At 70.1% G+C, this 20,456-nt stretch carries 18 protein-coding genes; 9 read left to right on the forward strand and 9 right to left on the reverse strand.

The annotated features are described in order from the left end of the window. Positions 1-24: 24 nt before the first annotated feature. Both CQ034_RS09090 and CQ034_RS09095 read left to right on the forward strand, forming a co-directional pair. A complete protein-coding gene (locus CQ034_RS09090) occupies positions 25-2,319 on the forward strand; it encodes a DEAD/DEAH box helicase (RefSeq protein WP_105710782.1) in 2,295 nt (764 codons plus the stop codon). 262 nt (positions 2,320-2,581) lie between these two features. Further along, a complete protein-coding gene (locus tag CQ034_RS09095; protein WP_105710783.1) occupies positions 2,582-3,916 on the forward strand; it encodes a hypothetical protein in 1,335 nt (444 codons plus the stop codon). Positions 3,917-3,973: 57 nt separating this feature from the next. Here the strand turns inward: CQ034_RS09095 and CQ034_RS09100 are convergent, their stop codons facing one another. From CQ034_RS09100 to CQ034_RS09110, 3 genes are read right to left on the reverse strand one after another with little or no spacing between them, the layout of a single operon-like run. Beyond that, on the reverse strand, positions 3,974-4,696 hold the full coding sequence (locus tag CQ034_RS09100) for an ABC transporter permease (RefSeq protein WP_105710784.1): 723 nt from the start codon (positions 4,694-4,696) through the stop codon (positions 3,974-3,976). Beyond that, positions 4,696-5,490, reverse strand: coding sequence for an ABC transporter permease (locus tag CQ034_RS09105; protein ID WP_105710785.1), 795 nt, complete (start codon positions 5,488-5,490; stop codon positions 4,696-4,698). Before CQ034_RS09105 ends, CQ034_RS09100 begins: the two co-directional genes overlap by 1 nt. Then, a complete protein-coding gene (locus tag CQ034_RS09110; RefSeq protein ID WP_105710786.1) occupies positions 5,487-6,218 on the reverse strand; it encodes an ABC transporter ATP-binding protein in 732 nt (243 codons plus the stop codon). The genes CQ034_RS09105 and CQ034_RS09110 overlap by 4 nt, the downstream gene beginning before the upstream one ends. A 131-nt stretch (positions 6,219-6,349) precedes the next feature. On the opposite strand from CQ034_RS09110, the gene CQ034_RS19760 reads away from it, so the two are divergent. After that, complete coding sequence (locus CQ034_RS19760; RefSeq protein ID WP_258134155.1) at positions 6,350-7,210, forward strand: sensor histidine kinase; 861 nt, start codon at positions 6,350-6,352, stop codon at positions 7,208-7,210. Further along, on the forward strand, positions 7,207-7,860 hold the full coding sequence (locus CQ034_RS09120) for a response regulator transcription factor (protein WP_258134156.1): 654 nt from the start codon (positions 7,207-7,209) through the stop codon (positions 7,858-7,860). Before CQ034_RS19760 ends, CQ034_RS09120 begins: the two co-directional genes overlap by 4 nt. Positions 7,861-7,887: 27 nt before the next feature. On the opposite strand, the gene CQ034_RS09125 is transcribed toward CQ034_RS09120, so the two are convergent. The 3 genes from CQ034_RS09125 to CQ034_RS09140 all read right to left on the reverse strand — a co-directional run bounded on the left by CQ034_RS09125 (position 7,888) and on the right by CQ034_RS09140 (position 11,875). Continuing rightward, positions 7,888-8,427 (reverse strand): YaeQ family protein, encoded by a 540-nt coding sequence (locus CQ034_RS09125; protein WP_105710789.1) that lies wholly within the window; start codon positions 8,425-8,427, stop codon positions 7,888-7,890. A gap of 61 nt (positions 8,428-8,488) precedes the next feature. Next, positions 8,489-10,603 (reverse strand): intein-containing Rv2578c family radical SAM protein, encoded by a 2,115-nt coding sequence (locus CQ034_RS19570; RefSeq protein ID WP_181156263.1) that lies wholly within the window; start codon positions 10,601-10,603, stop codon positions 8,489-8,491. A 69-nt stretch (positions 10,604-10,672) separates the two neighbouring features. After that, a complete protein-coding gene (locus tag CQ034_RS09140) occupies positions 10,673-11,875 on the reverse strand; it encodes a PLP-dependent aspartate aminotransferase family protein (protein ID WP_105710790.1) in 1,203 nt (400 codons plus the stop codon). 86 nt (positions 11,876-11,961) lie between these two features. Between CQ034_RS09140 and CQ034_RS09145 the strand changes: the two genes are divergently transcribed. Beyond that, positions 11,962-12,432, forward strand: coding sequence for an Lrp/AsnC family transcriptional regulator (locus CQ034_RS09145; RefSeq protein WP_308737264.1), 471 nt, complete (start codon positions 11,962-11,964; stop codon positions 12,430-12,432). Positions 12,433-12,486: 54 nt separating this feature from the next. Here the strand turns inward: CQ034_RS09145 and CQ034_RS09150 are convergent, their stop codons facing one another. After that, the gene (locus tag CQ034_RS09150) at positions 12,487-13,881 is read right to left on the reverse strand and encodes an aldehyde dehydrogenase family protein (RefSeq protein WP_105710791.1); all 1,395 of its coding nucleotides are present in this window, start codon (positions 13,879-13,881) and stop codon (positions 12,487-12,489) included. Between the two features lie 11 nt (positions 13,882-13,892). Continuing rightward, a complete protein-coding gene (locus tag CQ034_RS09155) occupies positions 13,893-14,948 on the reverse strand; it encodes a homoserine dehydrogenase (RefSeq protein ID WP_105710792.1) in 1,056 nt (351 codons plus the stop codon). A gap of 289 nt (positions 14,949-15,237) precedes the next feature. Between CQ034_RS09155 and CQ034_RS09160 the strand changes: the two genes are divergently transcribed. From CQ034_RS09160 to CQ034_RS09170, 3 genes are read left to right on the forward strand one after another with little or no spacing between them, the layout of a single operon-like run. Continuing rightward, entirely contained in the window at positions 15,238-16,716 is a 1,479-nt protein-coding gene (locus tag CQ034_RS09160) for an amino acid permease (RefSeq protein WP_105710793.1), read from the forward strand. Then, a complete protein-coding gene (gene alr / locus CQ034_RS09165) occupies positions 16,713-17,837 on the forward strand; it encodes an alanine racemase (protein WP_181156264.1) in 1,125 nt (374 codons plus the stop codon). The genes CQ034_RS09160 and alr overlap by 4 nt, the downstream gene beginning before the upstream one ends. 40 nt (positions 17,838-17,877) lie before the next feature. Beyond that, positions 17,878-18,630, forward strand: coding sequence for a helix-turn-helix domain-containing protein (locus CQ034_RS09170; RefSeq protein ID WP_105710795.1), 753 nt, complete (start codon positions 17,878-17,880; stop codon positions 18,628-18,630). An 11-nt stretch (positions 18,631-18,641) separates the two neighbouring features. Here the strand turns inward: CQ034_RS09170 and CQ034_RS09175 are convergent, their stop codons facing one another. After that, complete coding sequence (locus CQ034_RS09175; protein WP_105710796.1) at positions 18,642-19,433, reverse strand: IclR family transcriptional regulator; 792 nt, start codon at positions 19,431-19,433, stop codon at positions 18,642-18,644. A gap of 66 nt (positions 19,434-19,499) precedes the next feature. Here CQ034_RS09175 and CQ034_RS09180 point away from each other — a divergent pair, with 66 nt between their 5' ends. Beyond that, on the forward strand, positions 19,500-20,429 hold the full coding sequence (locus CQ034_RS09180; protein ID WP_105710797.1) for a M15 family metallopeptidase: 930 nt from the start codon (positions 19,500-19,502) through the stop codon (positions 20,427-20,429). Positions 20,430-20,456 lie beyond the last annotated feature (27 nt).

A 20,456-nucleotide genomic window follows, 5' to 3' on the forward strand; every position in this document is an offset into this window, starting at 1 on the left:
GCGAGAACACAGAAAGACAACGCAATGCCCAAGAACAAGAAGCCCCGCGGCGGACGTCCCGCCGCCAACTTCGAGCCGCGCTACGGCGCCAAGAAGACCTCCTTCCACGACCGCCACAACGGCGGCCCCGCCCGTGACGGTGCGCGCGACGAGCGTGGTGCCCGCGCGGATGCCGGCGACCGCCGCTCCGCCCCCGCCGCCGGCGGCTACGACCGTCGTCCCGGCAGCCGCAGTGCCGGTCACCGCGGCTACCGCCCGGCCGAGGCCGAGTCGGGCGCGCCCAAGCAGCGCTGGAACGCTTCCGAGCGTGCCGGCCGCGACGAGGCCCGGGGCATCCGCAACCGCGCCGAGTCCGGACGCCGCGAGGCACCGCACCACCGCAACGACGAGCGCTCCGAGCGTCCTCGCTACAACGACCGGCCCAGCGCCGGCGGCCGTTTCGACGACCGTCCGCGTCGGGATGACCGTGGCGGACAGCGTCCGACCGGTCAGCGCCCGACCGGTCCCGGAACCTACCGCGACGAGCGCGGCGGCGACCGCCCCCGCTTCGACCGCGACGACCGCTCGCGTCGTGACGACCGTGGCGCCGGCACCCAGCGTCAGGGCTTCCGCGACAACGACCACCGCGATGGCGGGCGTCCGGTCCGCGACGACCGCCGTGGTGGCGAGCGTCCCCGGTTCAACAGCGACCGTGGTGCCGAGCGCCCCCGGTTCAACAGTGACCGTGGCACCGAGCGCCCCCGGTTCGACCGCGACGAGCGTCCGCGTCGTGACGACCGCGGCGGCGACCGTGCCCGCAGCAACGACCGTGGCGCCGACCGCGGCGGCGAGCGTTCGTACGACGCCGACCGCGCCCGTCGGGCCTTCGACCGCGACCGCACGCAGCGCTCGTACGAGGGCGGCCGTGACGAGCGTTCGCGTCCGTCGACCGGTGGCGCGTACCGCACCGAGCGTCCGCGCCCGCTGACCTCCGACACCCGTGGGCGTCCGGCGCGCAACGAGCGCCCGAGCCGCAACGACTGGAACGCCACCAGCCGGCCCGAGTCGACCGGAGCGAAGTTCACTCCGGGCGACGACGTCGTGCACGAGCGCCTCGAGGCGAAGTCCGTCGCAGCCGTCGAGGTCGACGGTGTGACCTTCGGCGACCTCGGTCTCGGCTCGAACATCGTCGACACCCTCGTCGGCATGGGCGCGGCGACGCCGTTCCCGATCCAGGCCGCCAGCATCCCGGCCGTCCTCGCCGGGCGCGACGTGCTCGCCCGCGGTCGCACCGGCTCGGGCAAGACCATCGCCTTCGGTGCGCCGCTCGTCGAGCGCGTGCTGCAGTCGCAGGCCGGCAAGCGCCGTGAGTTCGGACGGTCGCCGCGCGCGATCATTCTCGCTCCGACGCGCGAGCTCGCGCTGCAGATCGACCGCACGATCCAGCCGATCGCCCGCAGCGTCGGCCTCTTCACCACGCAGATCTACGGTGGTGTCCCGCAGGGTCGCCAGGTCGGTGCGCTGAAGAAGGGCGTCGACATCGTGATCGGCACCCCCGGTCGCGTCGAAGACCTCATCAACCAGGGCAAGCTCGACCTCTCGGACTGCCGCATCGCGGTGCTCGACGAGGCCGACCACATGTGCGAGCTCGGATTCGTCGAGCCCGTGCAGCGCATCCTGCGTCACACCGCAGACGGCAGCCAGAAGCTGCTGTTCTCGGCCACGCTCGACCGCGAGGTCGCGGCTCTCGTCGACGAGTTCCTCGTCGACCCGGCCGTGTACGAGGTCGCCGGTGAAGACCAGGACTCCAGCACGATCGAGCACCGCGTGCTCGTGATCGAGCACCGCGACAAGGCCGACATCCTCACGTCGCTCGTCGACCGTGCCGGCAAGACGCTGGTCTTCGCCCGCACGCGTGCCTATGCCGACATGCTCGCCGAGCAGTTCGACGACGCCGGCATCCCGGCCGTCTCGCTGCACGGCGACCTGAACCAGGCCAAGCGCACGCGCAACCTCGAGCGCCTGACCTCGGGTCGCGTGAACGTGCTCGTCGCCACGGATGTCGCCGCCCGCGGCATCCACGTCGACGACATCGACCTGGTCGTCCAGGCCGACGCTCCCGACGAGTACAAGACGTACCTGCACCGCTCGGGCCGTACCGGCCGCGCGGGTCGTTCGGGTCGTGTCGTCACGCTGATCACGCGTCAGCGTCAGCGTCGCATGACCGAGCTGCTCGACCGCGCCGAGATCGACGCGCCGTTCGAGAACGCGCGCCTCGACGACGACGTGATCGAGGAGATCGCCGGTCGCGTGCCGACCGCGGCCGACCTCACCGCCTGAGTCTCGCTCACCAGAGGTCCCGTCCCGCTTCCGCGGTCCGGGGCCTCTGTCGTGTCCGCGCCCCGCGTTGTGTCCGCGCCCCGCGTTGTGCGCGTCGAGTGCACGGGATGCTGCCGAGTGCACGGCGTACCCGCGTGAAGAAGCCGTGCGTTCGGCGCGAAGCCGTGCACTCGACGCGCACGGCGAGCGCGAGCACGAGCACGAAACCGAATGGGGAGTTGTGCCCATCGGCGGCTCACGCGTTTGTGCATACGATGGAGTAATGCGTCGAAACCGGGGGATCGTTCGTGGTGTCGCTCTGCTGCTGGGTGGGGTGATCGCCGTGACGGCGCTCGCCGGGTGCACGCGGAAGAGCGAAGACCTCGAGGAGCAGGTCGCGAAGGATCCGGCCGTCTCCTCGATCGAGAAGGCGGAGGACGGCAGCTACCTGATCTCGCTCTCCGACTCGGTCGCGCCCGCGGATCTCCCCGAGACCGCTGGGCGATTGGACGACCTCGCCGAGTCCGTGACCGATGATGACGTGGTGCTCAAGGTGCGCACCGGTGCCTGGCAGTGGACGGTCGCCGGGGACGACGACGAGGTCGCCGAGCTCGCACAAGCGGTGGGGGAGCTGGCCGGAGTCGACGGCATCCTGCAGGGTCGCGTCTGGTCGTCCGACGATTCGCTGGGCGTCGAGGCGGTCGCCGAAGCAGGGGTCGACCCGACCGCGACGATCGAGCCGCTGGCGGATGCGGCGGCGGCCGGTCCGCTCACGGACGGGGTGTCGATCAAGGTCTCGGACGTGCACGAGCGTTCGTCGATCGAGACGCAGGATCCGGCGGCGCTGAAGACCGCGGTCGAGACGGTCGCGGCGGCGGCCGCCGTCGCTCCGATCCAGAAGTACACGCTCGACGACGACTCGCTCGCGCTGCGGATGCGCACGGCCGAGGGTGCCGCTGCGGCCGCGCCCGCCGTCGACGCCTTGACGTCGGGCGAGGCGCGGCTCCGTGTCAGCCTCTCCAGCGGGATCATGACCGCTCCGGCGCTTCAGCAGGAGCTCGGCGCCAGACTCGATGCGATCCTCACGCCGATCGCCGGTGTCGTAGGCGCTTCGATCGGCACTCATGGGCCGCGCGCTCTACATCTTTCGGTGACCACGACCGATGCCGAGACGGCCGCGACCGTGCAGCAGGCCCTTCTCGCGACGCCGGACCTCCAGGCGTTCAACTCCCTACAGCTCTTCGTGTTGAAGGAGGACGAGCCGGGCTCGCGCGTCACGGCGAAGACCATGAGCGAGGACGGATACGTCGCGAACTTCGATCGTGCGCTCGGACTCGCCGATGCCGAGGGGGTGCGCTCCGTCGCGCTGGGGCCGCGGGAGCTCGATGTCGTGCTCGACCACGACGTCGACGCTGCAGCACTGGCCCCGGCGATCAAACTTGCCGCGCTGCGGGAACAGGAAGCCGAGATCTTCGCGTCGACGAGGTGGGCGCCGGAGACCGATCGTCCCGCGTACGCGTTCACAGTCACCGGCAAGCTCCACCCGAACCTCGTGAAGGGTGGGGGCGACGAGGCGCAGGAGTTCGTCGACGCGTGGAACGCCGCCCCCGATCTCTGAGCGCGGTCGGCGGGATCGGCGGGATCGGCGGAGGGGGAGGGGCGAGGGGAGCCCCGGTCACGCGTCGGAGAGGGTGAAGCGGGCGGCGCCGGCGACGCCGATCGTGACCGACCAGGCGAGCAGGACCAAGGCCCCGGTGAGCGCCGTGAGCACGGCGTCGTCGGGGGCGAACAGCTGCGACCCGGCACGGGTGGGCAGCCACCGAGTGTGTTCCCCGAGCGCGGTCAGAGCGAACGGCAGGATGTAGACGACGACGAGCATCGACACCAGCGCCGGCACCAGATGGCGCAGGACGAGCGTCACCGCGTGGGCGAGGACCCCGATCAGCACCAGATAGACGATCGCGCCGCCGAGGCGGGCGAGGTCCTCCGCCGTCGCGGCCACACCGCCGGCATCCGAGGCCCGGTGCGTCAGCTCGGCGGACAACCATGCCACAGCGACCGACAGCGTCCCGACGAGGAACAGCACGACCACCGCCGCGCACGTCTTCGCCACGATCACCCGCATCCGGCGAGGCGCCGCGATGAGGGTGGTGGTGAACTGACGCCCGGCGTACTCGTGCGCCACCGGCACGACCCCGAGCAGGATCGCACCGGCCTGCGCGTACGGCATGGCTTCGAGAACCGCGTCGACCGCCGGCACGGTGCCCCCTCGCTCGGCGTGCAACCCCGCGAGCGCCGCCGCGATGAGTGCGCTGACGAGGACCATGCCCGCGGCGGCATATGTCGTGAGCGGAAGCGTCCGCAGTTTGGAGAGCTCCGCCCCCAGCGCCCGCCGCATCAGGCGTCTCTCCGCGTGAAGACGATCGTTCCGGCACCCACGGCTGCCACGGCCCACGCGGCCATGACGAGACCACCCGGCACGGCGTCGAGGCCGCCGGGGAGCACGAGTTCCGCGTCGAAGCCGAACAGGTTGCGTCCCGCCATGTCGGGGAGCCAGTGGGCGAGCGGTGTCAGGTTCGTGAGCAGCAGGGAGATCGAGACCACCGAGCTGTTCAGGATGAGGATGATCAGCGGAAGTGTGCCGCTGCGCGTGAGAAGAGTGATGCCGAACGCCAGGAGGGCGGTGAGGGTCCAGTAGACCGTCGTGCCGACCATGCGCCACATCGCCTGTTCGACGGGGATGGACTCGGGGGCGACGTCGCCGAGGAACAGTTGAGCGACCCCGAGGCAGGACGACAAGGCCACGGCCGCGGTCAGGACGGTGATCGCCACCACCGCCGTGAGCTTGGCCAAGACGAGTCTCACTCGACCGGGACTCGTGACGAGCGTGCTCGTGATCTGCCGGGATCCGCCGGCATCCGGACTGTTCGGCGTGTATTCGCTGCTGACCGCCAGCACGCCGACGACGATCGCGCCGATCGTGCCGAGCGGAGCCGCGGCGAAGGCGGTCTCGAAGACCGAGATCGGACCGAACAGGTCGGCTTCACCCGCGTCGAGGGCGGCGACCGCCTGCGTCGCGTTCAGGGCCGTGATCGCGACGGTGCCGAGGACGCTCGCGAGCACGCCGGCCCATACGCCCGGGAGCGTGAGGATCTTGACCGTCTCGGCGGCGATGGTGCGCAGGAGTCTCATCGTGAGGGACCGCCGTTCGGGTCGGTCGAGGTATCCCCGCCGGTCAGGGCGAAGAAGGCCGCTTCGAGGTCGGCGTGCCCTCGGGTGATCTCGTCCACGGTGCCCGTCGCCACGATCCGACCGTGGGCGATCACGACCAGGTCGTCGGCCACTCCGGCGACCTCGCCCATCAGATGGCTGGACAGCAGCACGGTCCCCCCGGCATCCGCCTGGCCGCGCAGCAGTTCGCGCATCCAGCGGATGCCCTCGGGGTCGAGCCCGTTCACGGGTTCATCGAGGATGAGCGTCGGCGGCTCGCCCAACAGCGCCGCCCCGAGCCCCAGACGCTGCCCCATGCCGAGCGACAGCCGACCGACCTTGGTGCGCGCCGCGTGGGCCAGACCGACCTGTTCGAGCACCTCGTCGACGCGGCCACGGCGGATGCCGCCCGCCGTGGCGATCCAGGAGAGGTGGCCCCGCGCGGTCCGCGAGCGGTGCGCGCCGGAGCCGTCGAGCATCGCCCCCGCCGTCCGCAGCGGATCGCGGAGGTCGCGGTAGGCATGGCCGTCGATGAGTGCGCGTCCTGCGGTCGGCCGGTCGAGCCCGAGGAGGACGCGCAGGGTCGATGACTTGCCGGCTCCGTTCGCTCCGAGGAAGGCCGTCACGCGGCCCGGCCGTGCCTCGAAGGCGACGCCGTCGAGCACCGTGCGGGAACCGTGTCGTTTCGTGAGTGATTCGATCGTCAGCATCCCTCGATCCCAGTGGTCCGCGTCGTCCGGGGCATCGGCCCGCAGGCGGGAAGCCCGGCCGATGCTCCGACCCCGGTCCCTCCACCCCTGGTCTGATGTGTGTCGCGTCGAGGGTGCCTAGACTCGGGCGGATGGATGCTTCGCCCCGCCCGACCTGGCGCTCGCGCACGTGGATCGCCGCCGGGGGCATGATCGCGCTGCTGGTCGCTCTCCTGAGTTTTCTCGGACTCGACGGCCCGCAGAGCGTGGCGGTCGTGGTGACGGCCGCCGGACTCCTCGTGGTGGGCGTGCTCGTCTGGGCGACGGTGCGGTCGCAGCGGCAGCGCCGGGAGTACGAGCGCAGCCTCACGGAATGGGCGGCGGACCGGGCGGCGCAGCAGGAACGACTGCGGATCGCCCGTGAGCTGCACGACCTGGCATCGCACGGACTCGGTCTGATCACGATGCGGGCCGCCGCCGTCGCCCCGCTCGAGGGAACCGCCGGCGACGCCGAGCGGCGAAGCGCCCTCGTCGACATCGAGCAGGCGGGGCGCTCTGCGATGTCGGAGCTGCGGAGGATGCTGACCGTGCTGCGCGAGCCGGGAGACGAGGTGCCGCTGCATCCGCCGGCGCGGCTCTCGGACGTGCCGGGGATCGTCACCGCCGCGGAGGCGTTCGGTGTGCGCGCGAGCCTGCGGATGGAAGATCTGGGCGAGGTGCCGCTCGCCGTGCAGGCCGCCGCCTGCGCCACGATCCGGGAGGCGCTCGCGAATGTCGGACGCCATGCCGGTCCGGTGCCGGCGAGCGTGGCGGTCGAGCGGGACGGGAGCGCCATCCGTGTCGTCGTCGCCGATGACGGCCCTGCGCGGGGATGGCAGTCGCAGCCCGGCGCCGGACACGGGCTGCGGGGCATGCGCGAGCGCGTGGGCGCCCTCGGCGGAACGCTGCTCGCCGAGCCGGTGGGGGCGGGATTCCGCGTCGAGGCGCGCCTGTCGTTCGAGGCGGGAGCGTGAGCGACGGGATCCGCGTCCTGATCGCCGACGATCAGGCCCTGCTGCGACACAGCCTCGCCCTGATCATCGCCGGTGCCGAGGGGCTGACGGTGGTGGGCGAGGCGGCCGACGGTGCGGGGGCGGTCGAGTTGGCGCGCGCCATCGTGCCGGATGTCGTGTTGATGGACATCCGGATGCCGGGGCTCGACGGCATCAGTGCGACGCGCGCTATCACGACGGCCCTGCCGGGGACGCGGGTGCTCGTGCTCAGCATGCTGGAGCTCGACGAATACGTCGACGGCGCCCTGCGCGCGGGAGCCAGTGGATTCCTGCTCAAGGACGTGCGCCCCGAGCAACTGATCGAGGCCATCCGCCGCACGCATGACGGGGAGTCGCTGTTCGCGCCGAGCATCCTCGTCCGCCTCGTCGAGCACTTCTTGGACAACGCGAATCGACCGGCGGGCCGCCCCCTAGCGACCCTCACGGCACGGGAGACCGAGGTGCTCACGCTCGTCGGCCGCGGACTCGCGAACGCGGAGATCGCCGCGGCGCTCACGATCTCGATGGCGACGGTGAAGACGCACATCGGCAGCCTGCTGTCGAAGCTCGCAGCGCGGGATCGCGCGCAGCTCGTGATCGCCGCATACGAGCAGGGACTCGTGGGCAGCTGAGCTCGCGGAAGCTGAGGCTCGCGCCGGTCAGGCGAGTTCGTGCTCGTGCACGGTCGAGGTCAGGCTCGTGCCGTTGAGGTCGAGGTAGATCACTCCCTCGGCCCGCGTGAGGGTCATCGTGTTGCGGCGTTCGATCAGGGCCGCGGCCGACTCGATGAACCCGGGGTCGAAGCTGTACACGCGGATGTCCTCGCGGCGGTGGATGCGCTTGTCCGCCCACTGCGCCATGACCTTCGCGGGATCGCGGTGCGTGTAGACGACAGTGCGTTCGGCCAGTCGGCTGCCGTGGTGCAGTCGCTCGGCATCGGGCGCCCCGATCTCGACCCAGACGGTGATGAGCCCGGTCATGTCGCGCACGAGCACGGCCGGTTCCTCGGTCGAGGAGATGCTGCCGCCGAACGTGATGCCCTCGGCGAACTCGAGTCCGTAGGCGAGCACGCGGGTGAGCATGTACGCGTCGGTCTCGGACGGATGCCGCGCCACGCGCAGCGAGTAGTCCTCGTAGATTCCGCGGTCGGTGTCAGCGAGCTGCACCTCGAATGTGTGGACTGTCGAACCGATCGCCATGATCCCCGAGCCTACGCGGCCACGGGCGGGGCGACCGACCGGGTGAGAGGGGCGATCCGGCTCAGAACAGCATCGGCTGCGCAGCTGCGGCGGCGCTGGGTGTGAAGCGCACCGCTGCCGCGTTCGCCGCTCCGGTCTGCACGTGGCCCTGCCCTGGTCGGAACCCGCGGCGGGAGTAGTCGTCTTCGTGGCGGCCGTCGAGCCCATGCATCCGGATGAGCGGACGCGCCCGTTTCGCGAGCCACTGCCGGTATCCCTTGGGAGCCTCGGCCGAGGCGCCGGGATAGAGCCCGCGATACGACGACACCAGGTCGGGCCGGTTGGCGCCGAGCCACTCGAAGAACCACGGCTTCACGCCCGGTCGCAGGTGCAGGGCTCCGTAGATGACGGTGCGCGCCCCGGCCTCTTTGATGCGCACGAGGGCGCTATCGATCGCCTCGAGCGAGTCGGTCATGTGCGGCATGATCGGCATGAGGAACACGGTCACGGGGAACCCGGCATCCGCCAGCGCGCGCACGGTGTCGAGCCGCGCCTGTGTGGTCGGGGCTCCGGGCTCGATGGCCTTCTGCAGCTCGTCGTCGTACATCGCGATCGACATCTGCACGTCGACGGGCACGCGCTGCGCGGCCTTCACGAGCAGGGGGATGTCGCGGCGGATCAGCGTGCCCTTGGTGAGGATCGACATCGGTGTGCCGGATGCGGCGAGCGTCTCGATGATGCCGGGCATGAGCTTGTAGCGCCCCTCGGCCCGCTGATACGGGTCGGTGTTGGTGCCGAGGGCCACGGTCTCGTGCTGCCAGCTGCCGCGCCGCAGCTCCTTCTCGAGCACCTCGACCACGTTCACCTTGACCACGATCTGCGAATCGAAGTCCGATCCGCCGTCGAGGTCGAGGTACTCGTGCGTGCCGCGGGCGAAACAGTTATGACTGATGACGCCGTTTGCGATGAAGTCGCCCGTGCCCGTCGTGATGTCGAGCAGATCCCGAATCCCCGGCAGAGGGGTGATGTCCACGACCCGAAGATCCGCTGCTGTCTTCACCGCCGTACCGATGACATCGAGTTTTCGTGTAATGGCCGGATTCACCGTCGCGAAGAACTTATGACGACTCGGCAGGCCTCCGATCACTCGAACGCTGCGTACGCCGCCAGGGCGCGGGGGCTCCACGATGTGGGGAACGCCGAGCGCATTCATACCTTCTTCGATCAGTCGGATGATGTCCGTGTCTTTGTTCGATATGCGCAGGACCCCGCGCGAGCAGCTGCCCTCTGCATCGAACACTCCACCGAGGAAGCCTGCGAACCAGGTCTCGTCAGGCGATCCCGGCGTGATGATGAGGTGTTCGATCTTCGCTACGCCGGCGCGCGCTGCTGTGTGGATCGCGTCTGCGGCGCTGCGGGTCGCGCTCTTGGCAGTGAAAGCCCGCAGTCGAGTCGGCACACCCTCGGCATCGAGGTATCCGCGGGTGCGCTCCAACGCCTCAGAATCGATCAGGGCCAGGCGGAACATGTTGATCTCGCGAGTTCGCGTCGCACTCGGATAGGTGCCATGGAAGATCATTCCGTCGCCGCGGATCATGCCTGCGAGGTAACCACGCCGGTAGGAGTCACTGGTGTAGTCGATCTGATCGACGGACGGCCCGATGCCGAAGCCCATCAGACGATTGTTCGTCGTGAGATGCGGTCTCTGTCCGGACTCGGCGTCCGAGACATGCTTCCATCCTCGCTCCGTGAGGAAGCGGTGGTCGCCACTGGCGACCACCGCTGTGCCATCGGCGAGAGTCAGTCGAAATGCGGGCTTCTGGGTCGACCACTTGGCGCGAATCTCCGTACGCACATAGCGTCGATACCTTCCGATCCGCTCTGTCCCCACAATCTCATCGCCGATCTCAAGGTCGCGCAATGGTCGCTGCCGACCGTCCGCGCACAGGATCAGAGTGTCGGGGGAGACGCAGTAAACGCATGCATGCGAACATCCGCGGTACGGGTTGATCGTCCAGGCGAACGGCATGCGTGAAGCGCCGGGCACATGGTTCAGAGCCGACTTCGACAGCACCTCGTGGAACGTCATCCCGGCGAACTCGGGGGTGGTCACCGACCGCAGCACGCTCGATCGGTCTTCGAGCCCGGGCAGCGCCGCTGCGTCCGTCTCGCCGAGCTTCTGTCCCTGCCACCGCATCTGAATATTCGAACAAAACATCGACTCGATGTCAACCCGGAATGGTAACTATCTTCGATGGATCAATCCTCAGGGGAACGTCGCGTCGAGCGCAGCGCTCAGGTCCACCAGCAGGTCGTCCGCGTCTTCGAGGCCGACCGAGAGGCGCAGGTGTCCGAACTTCCGGAACGGCTCGGGATAGGTGGCGACGCGGCCGCCCTCGGTTCCGGTGTGCACGATCAGCGAGTCGTCGTGGCCGAGCGAGAAGCCCGACGTGATCAGCCGCAGGTTCGCCACGAACGCGTTCTGCACGTCGGGCGATCCCTTCACGGCGAACGCCATCATGCCGCCGAAGCCGCGTCCACCGAACTGGCGGGCGGCGAGCGCGTGGTCGGGGTGGGACTCGAGACCGGGGTAGGCGATGTACTCCACCCGGCCGTCGGCGGCGAGCATCTCGGCGATGCGGGCGGCGGAGTCGAAGTGCTGCCGCAATCGCAGGGGGAGAGTGACCGTGCCGCGCTGGATCTGCCAGGCGTTGAAGGGCGAGATGATGCCGCCGACATCGACCATCGCGTCGGCCTTGATGGGCTGGATGAGCTCGTGGCTGCCCGCGACCGATCCCCCCATCGCGTCGCCGTGTCCGTTGAGGTACTTCGTGAGGGAGTGCACCACCAGATCGGCACCGTCCTGGATGGGGCGGTAGAACGGCGGCGGTGAGAACGTCGAGTCGACCATCAGGATCGCGCCGGCGGAGTGCGCGATCTCGGCGATCGCCGCCACGTCGGCGACCTTGGTGGTGGGGTTCGCGATCGCCTCGATGCACACCAGGCGTGTCTCCGGGCGCATCGCTGCCCGCACGGCATCGAGATCCCCGATGTCGACGAAGGTGGCCTCGAGCCCGTAGCGCTGGGGCAGCAGCTCGGTCCACAGGCGCCAGGTCGCCTCGTACACCACGTCGCTCACGATCACGTGGTCGCCGACGCGCATGTGGGTGAAGAAGACGGCGTGCAGTGCCGCGACGCCCGAGGCGAGGGCGACGGCCTCCTCGGCGCCGTCGAGCGCGGCGAGCTTCTGCTCCAGTGCCGACTGGTTCACGCCGGTGTTGCGCGTGTACAGCCCGGGCGCGGTGGCCGACCAGCTGATCTCGCTCGGATCGTCGGGGAGCTGATACGAGTTGGCCATCACGAGCGGGGTGCGAAGCGCCATCGTCGAGTCGAGCTGGTTGCCCGCATGAACGGCCAGGCTGAGGTCCGACAGGGTGAGGGGATCCTTGCGGTCGGGGCGAGCGCCCATGGTGACTCCTTCGTTCCTGCACCGCTCGTGGGTGCCGATTCCACTTTAGAGTGCATAATAGACACACGCAATTGTGAATGATGCACATGACAGCGCACACTCAGGAGGTCTCGATGGAGCGGCTTCACCTCGATCAGATCGATCGCAGCATCCTCGCCGCGCTCACCGAAGACGCCCGCGTGCCCCTGGTCGCACTCGCATCCCAGGTGCATCTCTCGCGCAACGCCGTGAAGCAGCGGATGGAGCGCATGGAGCGGCAGGGCGTGATCGGCGGGTACACCGTCACGCCGGGGCACGCCGGCGGCTCCCCGGTCTCGGCGATCGTGCTCGTCTACCGCACCGACCGGATGCGTGGCGGCGCGGTCATCGCCGAGATCTCGCAGATCCCCGAGGTGCGGCGGTGCGACGTGCTGTCCGGCGACTTCGACCTGCTCGTCATGCTGGAGGCCGACTCGATGGACCGCATCGGCGAGATCTGGGAGATGCTCGCCGCCGTGCCCGGCGTCGCGAACACGGTGACGGCCGTGTCGCTGACCCGCGTGATCGACCGCGCCTGAACCTCGGGGAGGGGCGGGGTATCCCCCTGGACCCCCGCCCTCCCCGAGGAGTTCTCAGGTGGTGATGCAGGTCACCTTGGGCTGGGTCATCTCCTCGTACGCGAAGCGCACGCCCTCGCGCCCCATGCTCCCGTACTTGGATCCGCCGAACGGCATGCTGTCGATGCGGTAGTCGGAGGAGTCGTTGATCATCACGCCTCCGGCATCCAGCGCCTCGGCGACCCGCAGTGCGCGGCCGATGTCCGTCGTGAAGACGGCGGCGTGCAGCGCGTAGTCGACGCTGTTCGCCTCGGTGATCGCCTCATTCTCCGAGTCGAACGGTGCCAGGGCCACGACCGGGGCGAACGCCTCCTCGTTCCAGAGCTCGCACGAGAGTGCCACGTTCTCGACCGCGGTCGGCCAGTACACCGAGCCCTCCCTGCGGTGTCCGGCGAGCACACGCGCGCCCGCGCTCACCGCCTCGTCGACCATCCGCTCGGCGCGCACGGCCACCGCCTCCGAGATCATCGGTCCGACATCGGTGGCCGGATCCGAGGGGTCGCCGGCACGCAGCGTCGAGGTGCGCGCCGCGAACCGGTCGCGGAACTCGGCGTACACGGAGCGCTCGATGAGGATGCGCTGGGACCCCACGCAGTTCTGCCCCGCAGCCCAGAAGGCGCCGGACACGCAGGCCTCGACGGCCTCCGCGATGTCGGCATCCGCGAAGACCACGACGGGGGCGTTCCCGCCGAGTTCCATGGCGAGCTTCTTGAGCCCCGCGGTGCGAGCGATCGCCTCGCCCGTCGCGAACCCACCCGTGAACGAGACCATGCGGATGTCGCGCACCGCGACCAGCGCCTGCGCGACCTGGCGGTCTCCGTGCACGACGGTGATGATCTCGTCGGGGAGCCCGGCTTCGAGCAGCACGCCGACGAGGAAGCGTGCGGTCAACGGGGTGAGCTGGGAGGGCTTGAGGACGACGGCGTTCCCTCCCGCGATCGCGGGGCCGAGCTTGTGGGCGACGAGGTTGAGCGCGTCGTTGTAGGGCGTGATCGCGAGGATCACCCCGAGCGGTTCCCGCGTGTACCAGCCGCGGCGGTTGCCCCCGCCCTCGTAAGCGTCGAAGGGGATGACCTCGCCGTCGAACGCCCGAGCGGTCTCCGCCGAAAGGGAGATCGTGGTGACCGCTCGACGCACCTCCTTGCGGGCCTGGGTGATGGTCTTGCCCGCTTCGCGCACGATGAGGGCGGCGGCCTCGTCGGCACGTTCCTCGAGGATGCGTGCCGCGCGGTCGAGGATCGTGTGTCGAGCGAACCGGGTCAGCTCGCGCGAGAGCGAGGCGCCGAGCCTCGCGCGCTCCATGATCTCCTCGACGTCATCCACCGTGTGCTGCGCCAGCTCGGCGATGGTCTCGCCGCTGTACGGGTCGAGCACCCGGAGCACGGCGGTGCCGGTCGTCGGAGCATCCATGATCGCTACGCTCACCGGACCGCTCCGGCGTACGACTTCTGGTGGGCGTCGATCGCGATGATGTCGGAGAGGAGCGCATACGCCGTCTCGATGCGCCCCGCACCGGGACCGGACACCGTGACCGTGCCGAGCAGGTCGGTCGTGAAGGCGACGGCGTTCGTGGCACCCGAGACGGCGGCGAGCGGGTGATCGGTGCCGAGCGCGAGGGGCTGGACGGATGCCGAGATGACCCCCGACTCGTCGCGGGAGACCGTGCCGATGAGCTTCCAATGTTCGCCGGCCGCCGCCGCGGCGATCACGTCGCTCGCGGTGATGCCGGCGATCCCGGTGCGCGGCACATCGGCGGTCGTGAGCTGGGCGCCGAGCACCTCGTTCGCGAGGATCACGACCTTCAGCTGCACGTCGGACCCCTCGATGTCGGCGGTCGGGTCGGCCTCGGCGTATCCGAGCGCCTGAGCCTCGGCGACGGCGTCTGCGAGCGACTTCCCCTCTTCCATGCGCCCCAGCACGAAGTTGCTCGTGCCGTTGAGGATGCCCTGGATGCGGGTGATGCGCAGACCCTTGAGGGTCTCGCCGGCGAGCCGCAGCACCGGAGTCCCGCTCATCACCGAGCCCTCGTATTCGAAGCGGGCTCCGTTCTCGGCGGCGAGGCGGTTGAGCGCGGCGCCCGCGAGCGCGACCGGGCCCTTGTTCGTGGTGGTCACGCTCTTGCCGCTCTCGAGGGCGGCGCGCACGTGCGAGATCGCCGGCTCTCCGTCGACCGGGTTCGTGAACGTCGCCTCGGCGATGACATCGGCCGTGGTGTTGCGGATCACGTAGTCGTTGCGGGGCTCGGCGTGGCCGCCGGGCATTCCCGCGAACGTGTCGGCGCCGGTCATCGCGAGCGCCGCGTCGAGGTCGATGCCGTGGCTCTGCATGAGCGAGCCGAGGCGGAGATCGGTGATCGCGACGACGCGCAGGCCGAAGCCGAGGTCGTCGACGAGCGCCGCACCGCGGTCGCGGATGATCTCGGCCAGGGCGCGGTTGACGCCTCCGAAGCCGATGAGGGCGAGGTCGTGGTGAGTCACCGTTGTCTCCTTCTTTCCATGAGCTGTCGCCGGCGACGCCGAGCGGACACGGATCCATCGTCGGCGAGGTGGGTGTCCGTGCGCGCCTGTCGGATCGGCCGCCGATACTGCCGGAATGGCAGCTCCTCCGCCGGATGGTCGGCAGTGGCGGTGGGGGCGAAGAATTCCGCTTGGGGCTCTTGTGGGCCGGATCGCGGAGCGGATAGTGTCCCCGCATCCGACCAACAGATGCGTCATTGGCACACAGATGTGAATATGATGCACATATCAAACCCGATTGAGAGTTCCGATGACGCCTCTTCCCGGGGAGAAATCCCTTCCCAACGTCCTGCCGAACACGACGGCGACACAGGTTCCGCTCCGTCGCCTGCAACGGACCATGGACGCCCGGCATCTGATCATGATCGCGCTGGGCGGCGTGATCGGATCGGGCCTGTTCCTCAGCTCCGGCTACACGATCTCGCAGGCGGGGCCCCTCGGCGCGATCATCGCGTACCTGATCGGCGCGTTCGTGGTCTACCTGGTCATGGCCTGCCTCGGTGAACTCGCCATCGCGTATCCCGTCTCCGGCGCCTTCCACATCTACGCCTCACGATCGATCGGACCGGCGACCGGATTCACGACGGCGTGGCTGTACTGGCTCTGCTGGGTGGTGGCACTGGGGTCGGAGTTCACGGCGTCCGGCATCCTCATGCAGCGCTGGTTCCCCGGGGTGCCGGTGTGGCTGTGGTGCCTGATCTTCGCCGCCGTGCTGTTCCTGCTCAACGCGATCTCGGCCCGGGTGTTCGGCGAGGCGGAGTTCTGGTTCTCGCTGGTCAAGGTCGTTGCGATCGTCGCGCTGATCGTGCTCGGCGGTGCGGCGATCTTCGGGTTCACGCCGCTGTCGGCCGAGCACCCTCCGGCGATCCTGTTCAGCAACTTCGAGACGCCCGAGGGGCTCTTCCCGAACGGGATCAGCGGTGTGGTCGTCACGGCGCTCGCCGTGTTCTACGCCTTCAGCGGGTCCGAACTCATCGGCGTCGCCGCCGGCGAGACCAAGGACCCGGCGAAGAACATCCCGCGCGCGCTGCGTTCCACGGTGCTGCGACTGGTGGTGCTGTTCGTCGGCGCGATCGCCGTGATCGCCGCGATCCTGCCCTACGAAGACGCCAGTGTCACCAGCAGCCCGTTCGTCGACGTCTTCCAGTACGTGGGAGTGCCGTACGCGCCCGACATCATGAACTTCGTCATCATCACGGCGCTCCTCTCGGCGGGCAACAGCGGGCTGTTCTCCTGCGCCCGCATGCTCTTCTCGCTCGCCGAGGAGGGCCACGCACCGAAGGCGTTCACGCGACTCACGAAGCGCGGCGTCCCCCTCATCGCGCTGAGCGTCAGCATCCTGATCGGCCTCGTCTCGCTGCTCACCAGCGTGATCGCCGCCGGAACCGTCTATCTGGTGCTCGTGTCGATCGCCGGATTCGCGGTCGTCGCGGTCTGGATGTCGATCGTCGCCTCGCAGTTCTTCCACCGCCGCAAGTTCGTGCGCGAGGGCGGAGACGTGTCCGCTCTCGCGTACCGGACACCGCTGTACCCGGCGTTGCCGATCGTGGCGTTCTCGCTGCTGCTCCTGTCGATCATCGCGATCGCGTTCGACCCGAACCAGGTGGCGGCGCTGTACTTCGGCATCCCGTTCGTCGCCGCGTGCTACCTGTTCTTCTGGTGGCGGCACGGTCGCAAGGGGAAGCGCGACGTCGTGCAGGATCACGAGGCAGAACCCGCCGACGCGTGACAGCCTCCACACCGGCGGGCGGATGGGTCGAGATCGACCGGACCGCGATCAGCCACAACGTCCGCACGATCCGCGCAGAACTCGGCCTCCGGGTCGGGTTCTGCGCGGTCGTGAAGGCCGACGCCTACGGGCACGGCATCGACATCGTGGCGCCGTTGCTCGATGACCAGCGGATCGGCCTCATCGGGCTCGCGTCGAACGGGGAAGCGGCGGCCGTGCGAGCGAGCGGCTTCACCGGTCGTCTCCTGCGCGTGCGGCCGGCGGGGCGGGACGAGGTCGACGACGGCATCCGCTTCGGCATCGAGGAGTGGATCGGCGGCGCCGAGCACGCCGGGATCGTGGCCGGGGTCGCCGCTGCTCGGGGTGTGCGCATCCGTGCGCACGTCTCGCTCAACTCCACCGAGCTCGGGCGGGATGGGCTGGAGGTCGGTGAGCCCCGGGGAGTGCACGCGGCTCGCGGCGTCCTGGCGGATCCGCGTCTGGACGTCGTCGGCGTCTGCTCCCACTTCCCCTGCGAAGACGAGGCCGACGTGATGGCGGGCGCCGCACGCTTCGACGAGCAGTCCCGCGCGGTCGCCGACGTCTCCGACGGGGTGGTCGCCCGGCACTGCGCGACCACCTTCGCGGCGCTCCGCCTGCCGCAGTCCCGGTTCGACCTCGTCCGTATCGGCGCCGGGCTGTACGGAGACACCGATGCGCTGGGGGGTGCGCTCCGACCGGCGATGCGGGTCGTGTCGCGGATCGCGGCGATCAACTCGTATCCGCGGGGGAGCACGGTCGGCTACGACCGCTGGCACCGGCTCGAGGCGGATGCGCGTCTTGCGCTGATCCCGCTCGGGTACGCCGACGGCATCCACCGCAGCCTGAGCGGCACCGGCGAGGTGCTGATCCACGGCCGCCGTGCGCGCATCGTCGACCGGATCGCGATGAACAGCTTCCTCGTCGACGTCTCGCACCTCGACCCGGCGACGCCCGGCGACGAGGTCGTGCTGTTCGGCGCGCAGGGCGACGAGGCGATCACCGCGGCCGACGTCGAGCGGGCGCACGGCAACATCGCCGCCGACCTCTACGTCGCGTGGGGGAGGCTCCTCCCGCGTCGTGCGGTGGGGGCCGCCGGATAGGATGGCCGGGATCCGGGCCGACAGGAGAGGAGGAGTCGTCGTGGCTTCCTCCTCACTCGTGCAAGGGCTGAGTCTGCTCGATGCGGCCGTCGAGCAGGAGCGCCGTGGGCGACCGGGGCTCAACGCCTCGCGGCTCGCCGACAACACCGACATCGAGCGGAGCCGTGTCTCGCGACTCACGCGCGAGCTGCAGTCACGGCAGTTCCTCCGCCGGGACGACGATTCGCTGTTCTGGGCGGGGACCGAGTACTTCCGCACGGCCGCCGTGCTGAACGCGGCCTGGCTCCGAGAAGCCAGGGTCGCCCTGCGCACGCTCGCCGCGCAGCTCGGAGTGAACGCGCTCATCACCGTGGCCGACGGTGCGCGCGGCGTGCTGCTCCGATACGAGCGATCTGCCGATGGAGGCGACCGCTCCATCCGCGCCGGGCTGGTCACGCCGATCTGGTGCACGGGAGCCGGGCGCGCGCTGCTGTGGGATCACACGCCCGAGCAGCTGGCAGCGGTTCTCGACGGCGTGCAGTTCATCGGGGTGGGCGGTCCGACGGCGCCGCGCTCGGTGAACGAGGTGGGCGTCGTGCAGGAGCGCGACCGCGCCGCCGGGCTCATCTCGGCCGCGGAGGAGTACGACGAGGGGATCGACGAGTTCGCCCTCCCGATCCGCCGGGGTGGCGAGGTCATCGCCTCGCTCGCGGTTCGCGGGCGCCATCGTGCGCAGGGCGCCACCCGCGAGACCCGTGCCCTGCTCGCCCGGTTCGCGGGCGAGCTCACCGCAGCGGCCGACGCCTCGGTCTGACGCCCCGCGGGTCAGCGCTCGACGGATGCGGGTGCGCCGAGTCGGCGGGAGAGATCGGCGGCCGCACGCGCGCATGCCGCACCGCACTCCGCGACCCGCTCGTGCATCGCGTCGCGGGTGCCCACGACCTGAACCGCGGCGATGACCTCTCCGCGGAAGTCCCAGACGGGTGCCGCGACCGAGTAGAGGCCCGGTTCCGCCTCCTGGTCGACGATGGTGAAGCCGCGCTCGCGATCCGCGTCGAGCCGCGCGAGCACGTCGTCGACCGACACCGGGCTGTTCGGCCCCTGCGCGGTGAAGTCGGTCGAGCCGAAGACCGCGCGCACCTCGTCGTCCGAGGCATCCCACAGCGTGGCGCGCCCGGCATCGCTGCAGTACGCCGGGTAGGAGCGTCCGATCCAGGAGCCGATCATGCGGGAGTCTGCGGGCAGGCTCTCGAGCGTCGTGAGGGTCGCATCGCCCTGCAGCTCACTGAGGAAGGTGGCCTCGCCGAGCTGCGCCGCGAGGGAGTCCAGCACCGCCAGCGCGTGCGTGTGCATCCGGTGCGCGGTGAGTTCCTGCGCGGCAGAGTACCAGGACCAGGTGAGCGCGTACGAACGGTCGGGCCGACGCTCGACCAGACCGGAACGGGCGAGGGTGGCGAGGGTGCGGGACACCTGGGAGCGCTCGCGGTCGAGGGCGTGGGCGATCTCGCCGACGGTGGTGCCGCTGCCCTTCTCGATGAGCGCACTCAGAGCCGTGAGCACGTCGAGTCCTCGGCCCATGCTGCTCGATGGTGCGGGGGCGAGCGGGGCGGACGGCATGGGTCGAGGGTACCGTTGTGGCCGTCGCGGTGGTGCCATCCACGCAGCGCGGGAGAGAATGGACCAATGCCCTTCTCGCCGCACGCTCAGCATGCGGCTCCGCGGTCCCCGATCCGCGGACCCGCACTGCCGATCGGCGTCGCCGTGACCGCGCTCGGGATGCTGCTCTCGATCGCCTCCGTGCCGGCGGCGTCGCCGGAAGCGGCCGCGATGCCGGAACCGGTCGCCGTGATGCAGGTGCCGACCGTGCAGGTCGGAGCGACGACGGCCGCCGACCCGTGCTCTGACCCCGCCGTACAGCAGGCCGTCCAGGCCGGTGACGACGCGGCCACGGTCGCGGGCTTCGGTGGGGGAGCGGCTTTCCGCGAGGCCGTGGTGGCGGGTAACGCCCCCTGCATCTCGCTCCGCGATCCGGCGCGGGTCTGGGTCGTCGTGAACAAGAGCCTCCCGCTGAAGCCTGCGGACTACGAGCCTGGGGCGCTCGACTCCGTGCCGCTGCAGATGACGACGCCATCGGGCCGGGTGCGGACCGATGTCGCGGCCGCCGTCGGGCAGATGGCCGACGCGGCGGATGCAGCCGGTGTGGGGCGCATCGGTGCCAACAACGGCTACCGGTCGTACGGGCTGCAGGTCACGACCTACGACTCCCACGTGCGATCCCAGGGTCAGGGGCAGGCGGATGCCGGCTCGGCGCGCCCCGGCCACAGCGAACACCAGACCGGGCTCGCCCTCGACGTCGTCGCGTGCGGCTCGAACTGCGGCGGTCTCGACGGTTTCGGCGGCACCGCGCAGAGCGACTGGGTCGCGGCCCACGCGTGGGAGTACGGGTTCATCGTGCGGTACGAGCAGGTGGGCACGCCGGTGACCGGCTACGCGCCCGAGCCGTGGCACCTCCGCTACGTCGGGATCGACCTCGCCGCCGCGTACCACGACGGCGGATTCCACACGCTGGAGGAGTTCTTCGGACTCCCGGCCGCCCCCGATTACGCGCACTGACGACGGCGCTCGTCGGTGGTCCGTGAT

This window comes from Microbacterium sp. MYb45 (assembly GCF_002979655.1).
Classification (GTDB): domain Bacteria; phylum Actinomycetota; class Actinomycetes; order Actinomycetales; family Microbacteriaceae; genus Microbacterium.

What these genes read in the sequence shown, in the direction of transcription:
- CQ034_RS09090 (WP_105710782.1), top strand. Translation starts at nt 25, where the DNA reads ATGCCCAAGAACAAGAAGCCCCGCGGCGGACGTCCCGCCGCCAACTTC.
- CQ034_RS09095 (WP_105710783.1), top strand. Translation starts at nt 2,582, where the DNA reads ATGCGTCGAAACCGGGGGATCGTTCGTGGTGTCGCTCTGCTGCTGGGT.
- CQ034_RS09100 (WP_105710784.1), bottom strand. Translation starts at nt 4,696, where the DNA reads ATGCGGCGGGCGCTGGGGGCGGAGCTCTCCAAACTGCGGACGCTTCCG.
- CQ034_RS09105 (WP_105710785.1), bottom strand. Translation starts at nt 5,490, where the DNA reads ATGAGACTCCTGCGCACCATCGCCGCCGAGACGGTCAAGATCCTCACG.
- CQ034_RS09110 (WP_105710786.1), bottom strand. Translation starts at nt 6,218, where the DNA reads ATGCTGACGATCGAATCACTCACGAAACGACACGGTTCCCGCACGGTG.
- CQ034_RS19760 (WP_258134155.1), top strand. Translation starts at nt 6,350, where the DNA reads ATGGATGCTTCGCCCCGCCCGACCTGGCGCTCGCGCACGTGGATCGCC.
- CQ034_RS09125 (WP_105710789.1), bottom strand. Translation starts at nt 8,427, where the DNA reads ATGGCGATCGGTTCGACAGTCCACACATTCGAGGTGCAGCTCGCTGAC.
- CQ034_RS19570 (WP_181156263.1), bottom strand. Translation starts at nt 10,603, where the DNA reads ATGCGGTGGCAGGGACAGAAGCTCGGCGAGACGGACGCAGCGGCGCTG.
- CQ034_RS09140 (WP_105710790.1), bottom strand. Translation starts at nt 11,875, where the DNA reads ATGGGCGCTCGCCCCGACCGCAAGGATCCCCTCACCCTGTCGGACCTC.
- CQ034_RS09145 (WP_308737264.1), top strand. Translation starts at nt 11,962, where the DNA reads ATGACAGCGCACACTCAGGAGGTCTCGATGGAGCGGCTTCACCTCGAT.
- CQ034_RS09150 (WP_105710791.1), bottom strand. Translation starts at nt 13,881, where the DNA reads ATGGATGCTCCGACGACCGGCACCGCCGTGCTCCGGGTGCTCGACCCG.
- CQ034_RS09160 (WP_105710793.1), top strand. Translation starts at nt 15,238, where the DNA reads ATGACGCCTCTTCCCGGGGAGAAATCCCTTCCCAACGTCCTGCCGAAC.
- CQ034_RS09175 (WP_105710796.1), bottom strand. Translation starts at nt 19,433, where the DNA reads ATGCCGTCCGCCCCGCTCGCCCCCGCACCATCGAGCAGCATGGGCCGA.
- CQ034_RS09180 (WP_105710797.1), top strand. Translation starts at nt 19,500, where the DNA reads ATGCCCTTCTCGCCGCACGCTCAGCATGCGGCTCCGCGGTCCCCGATC.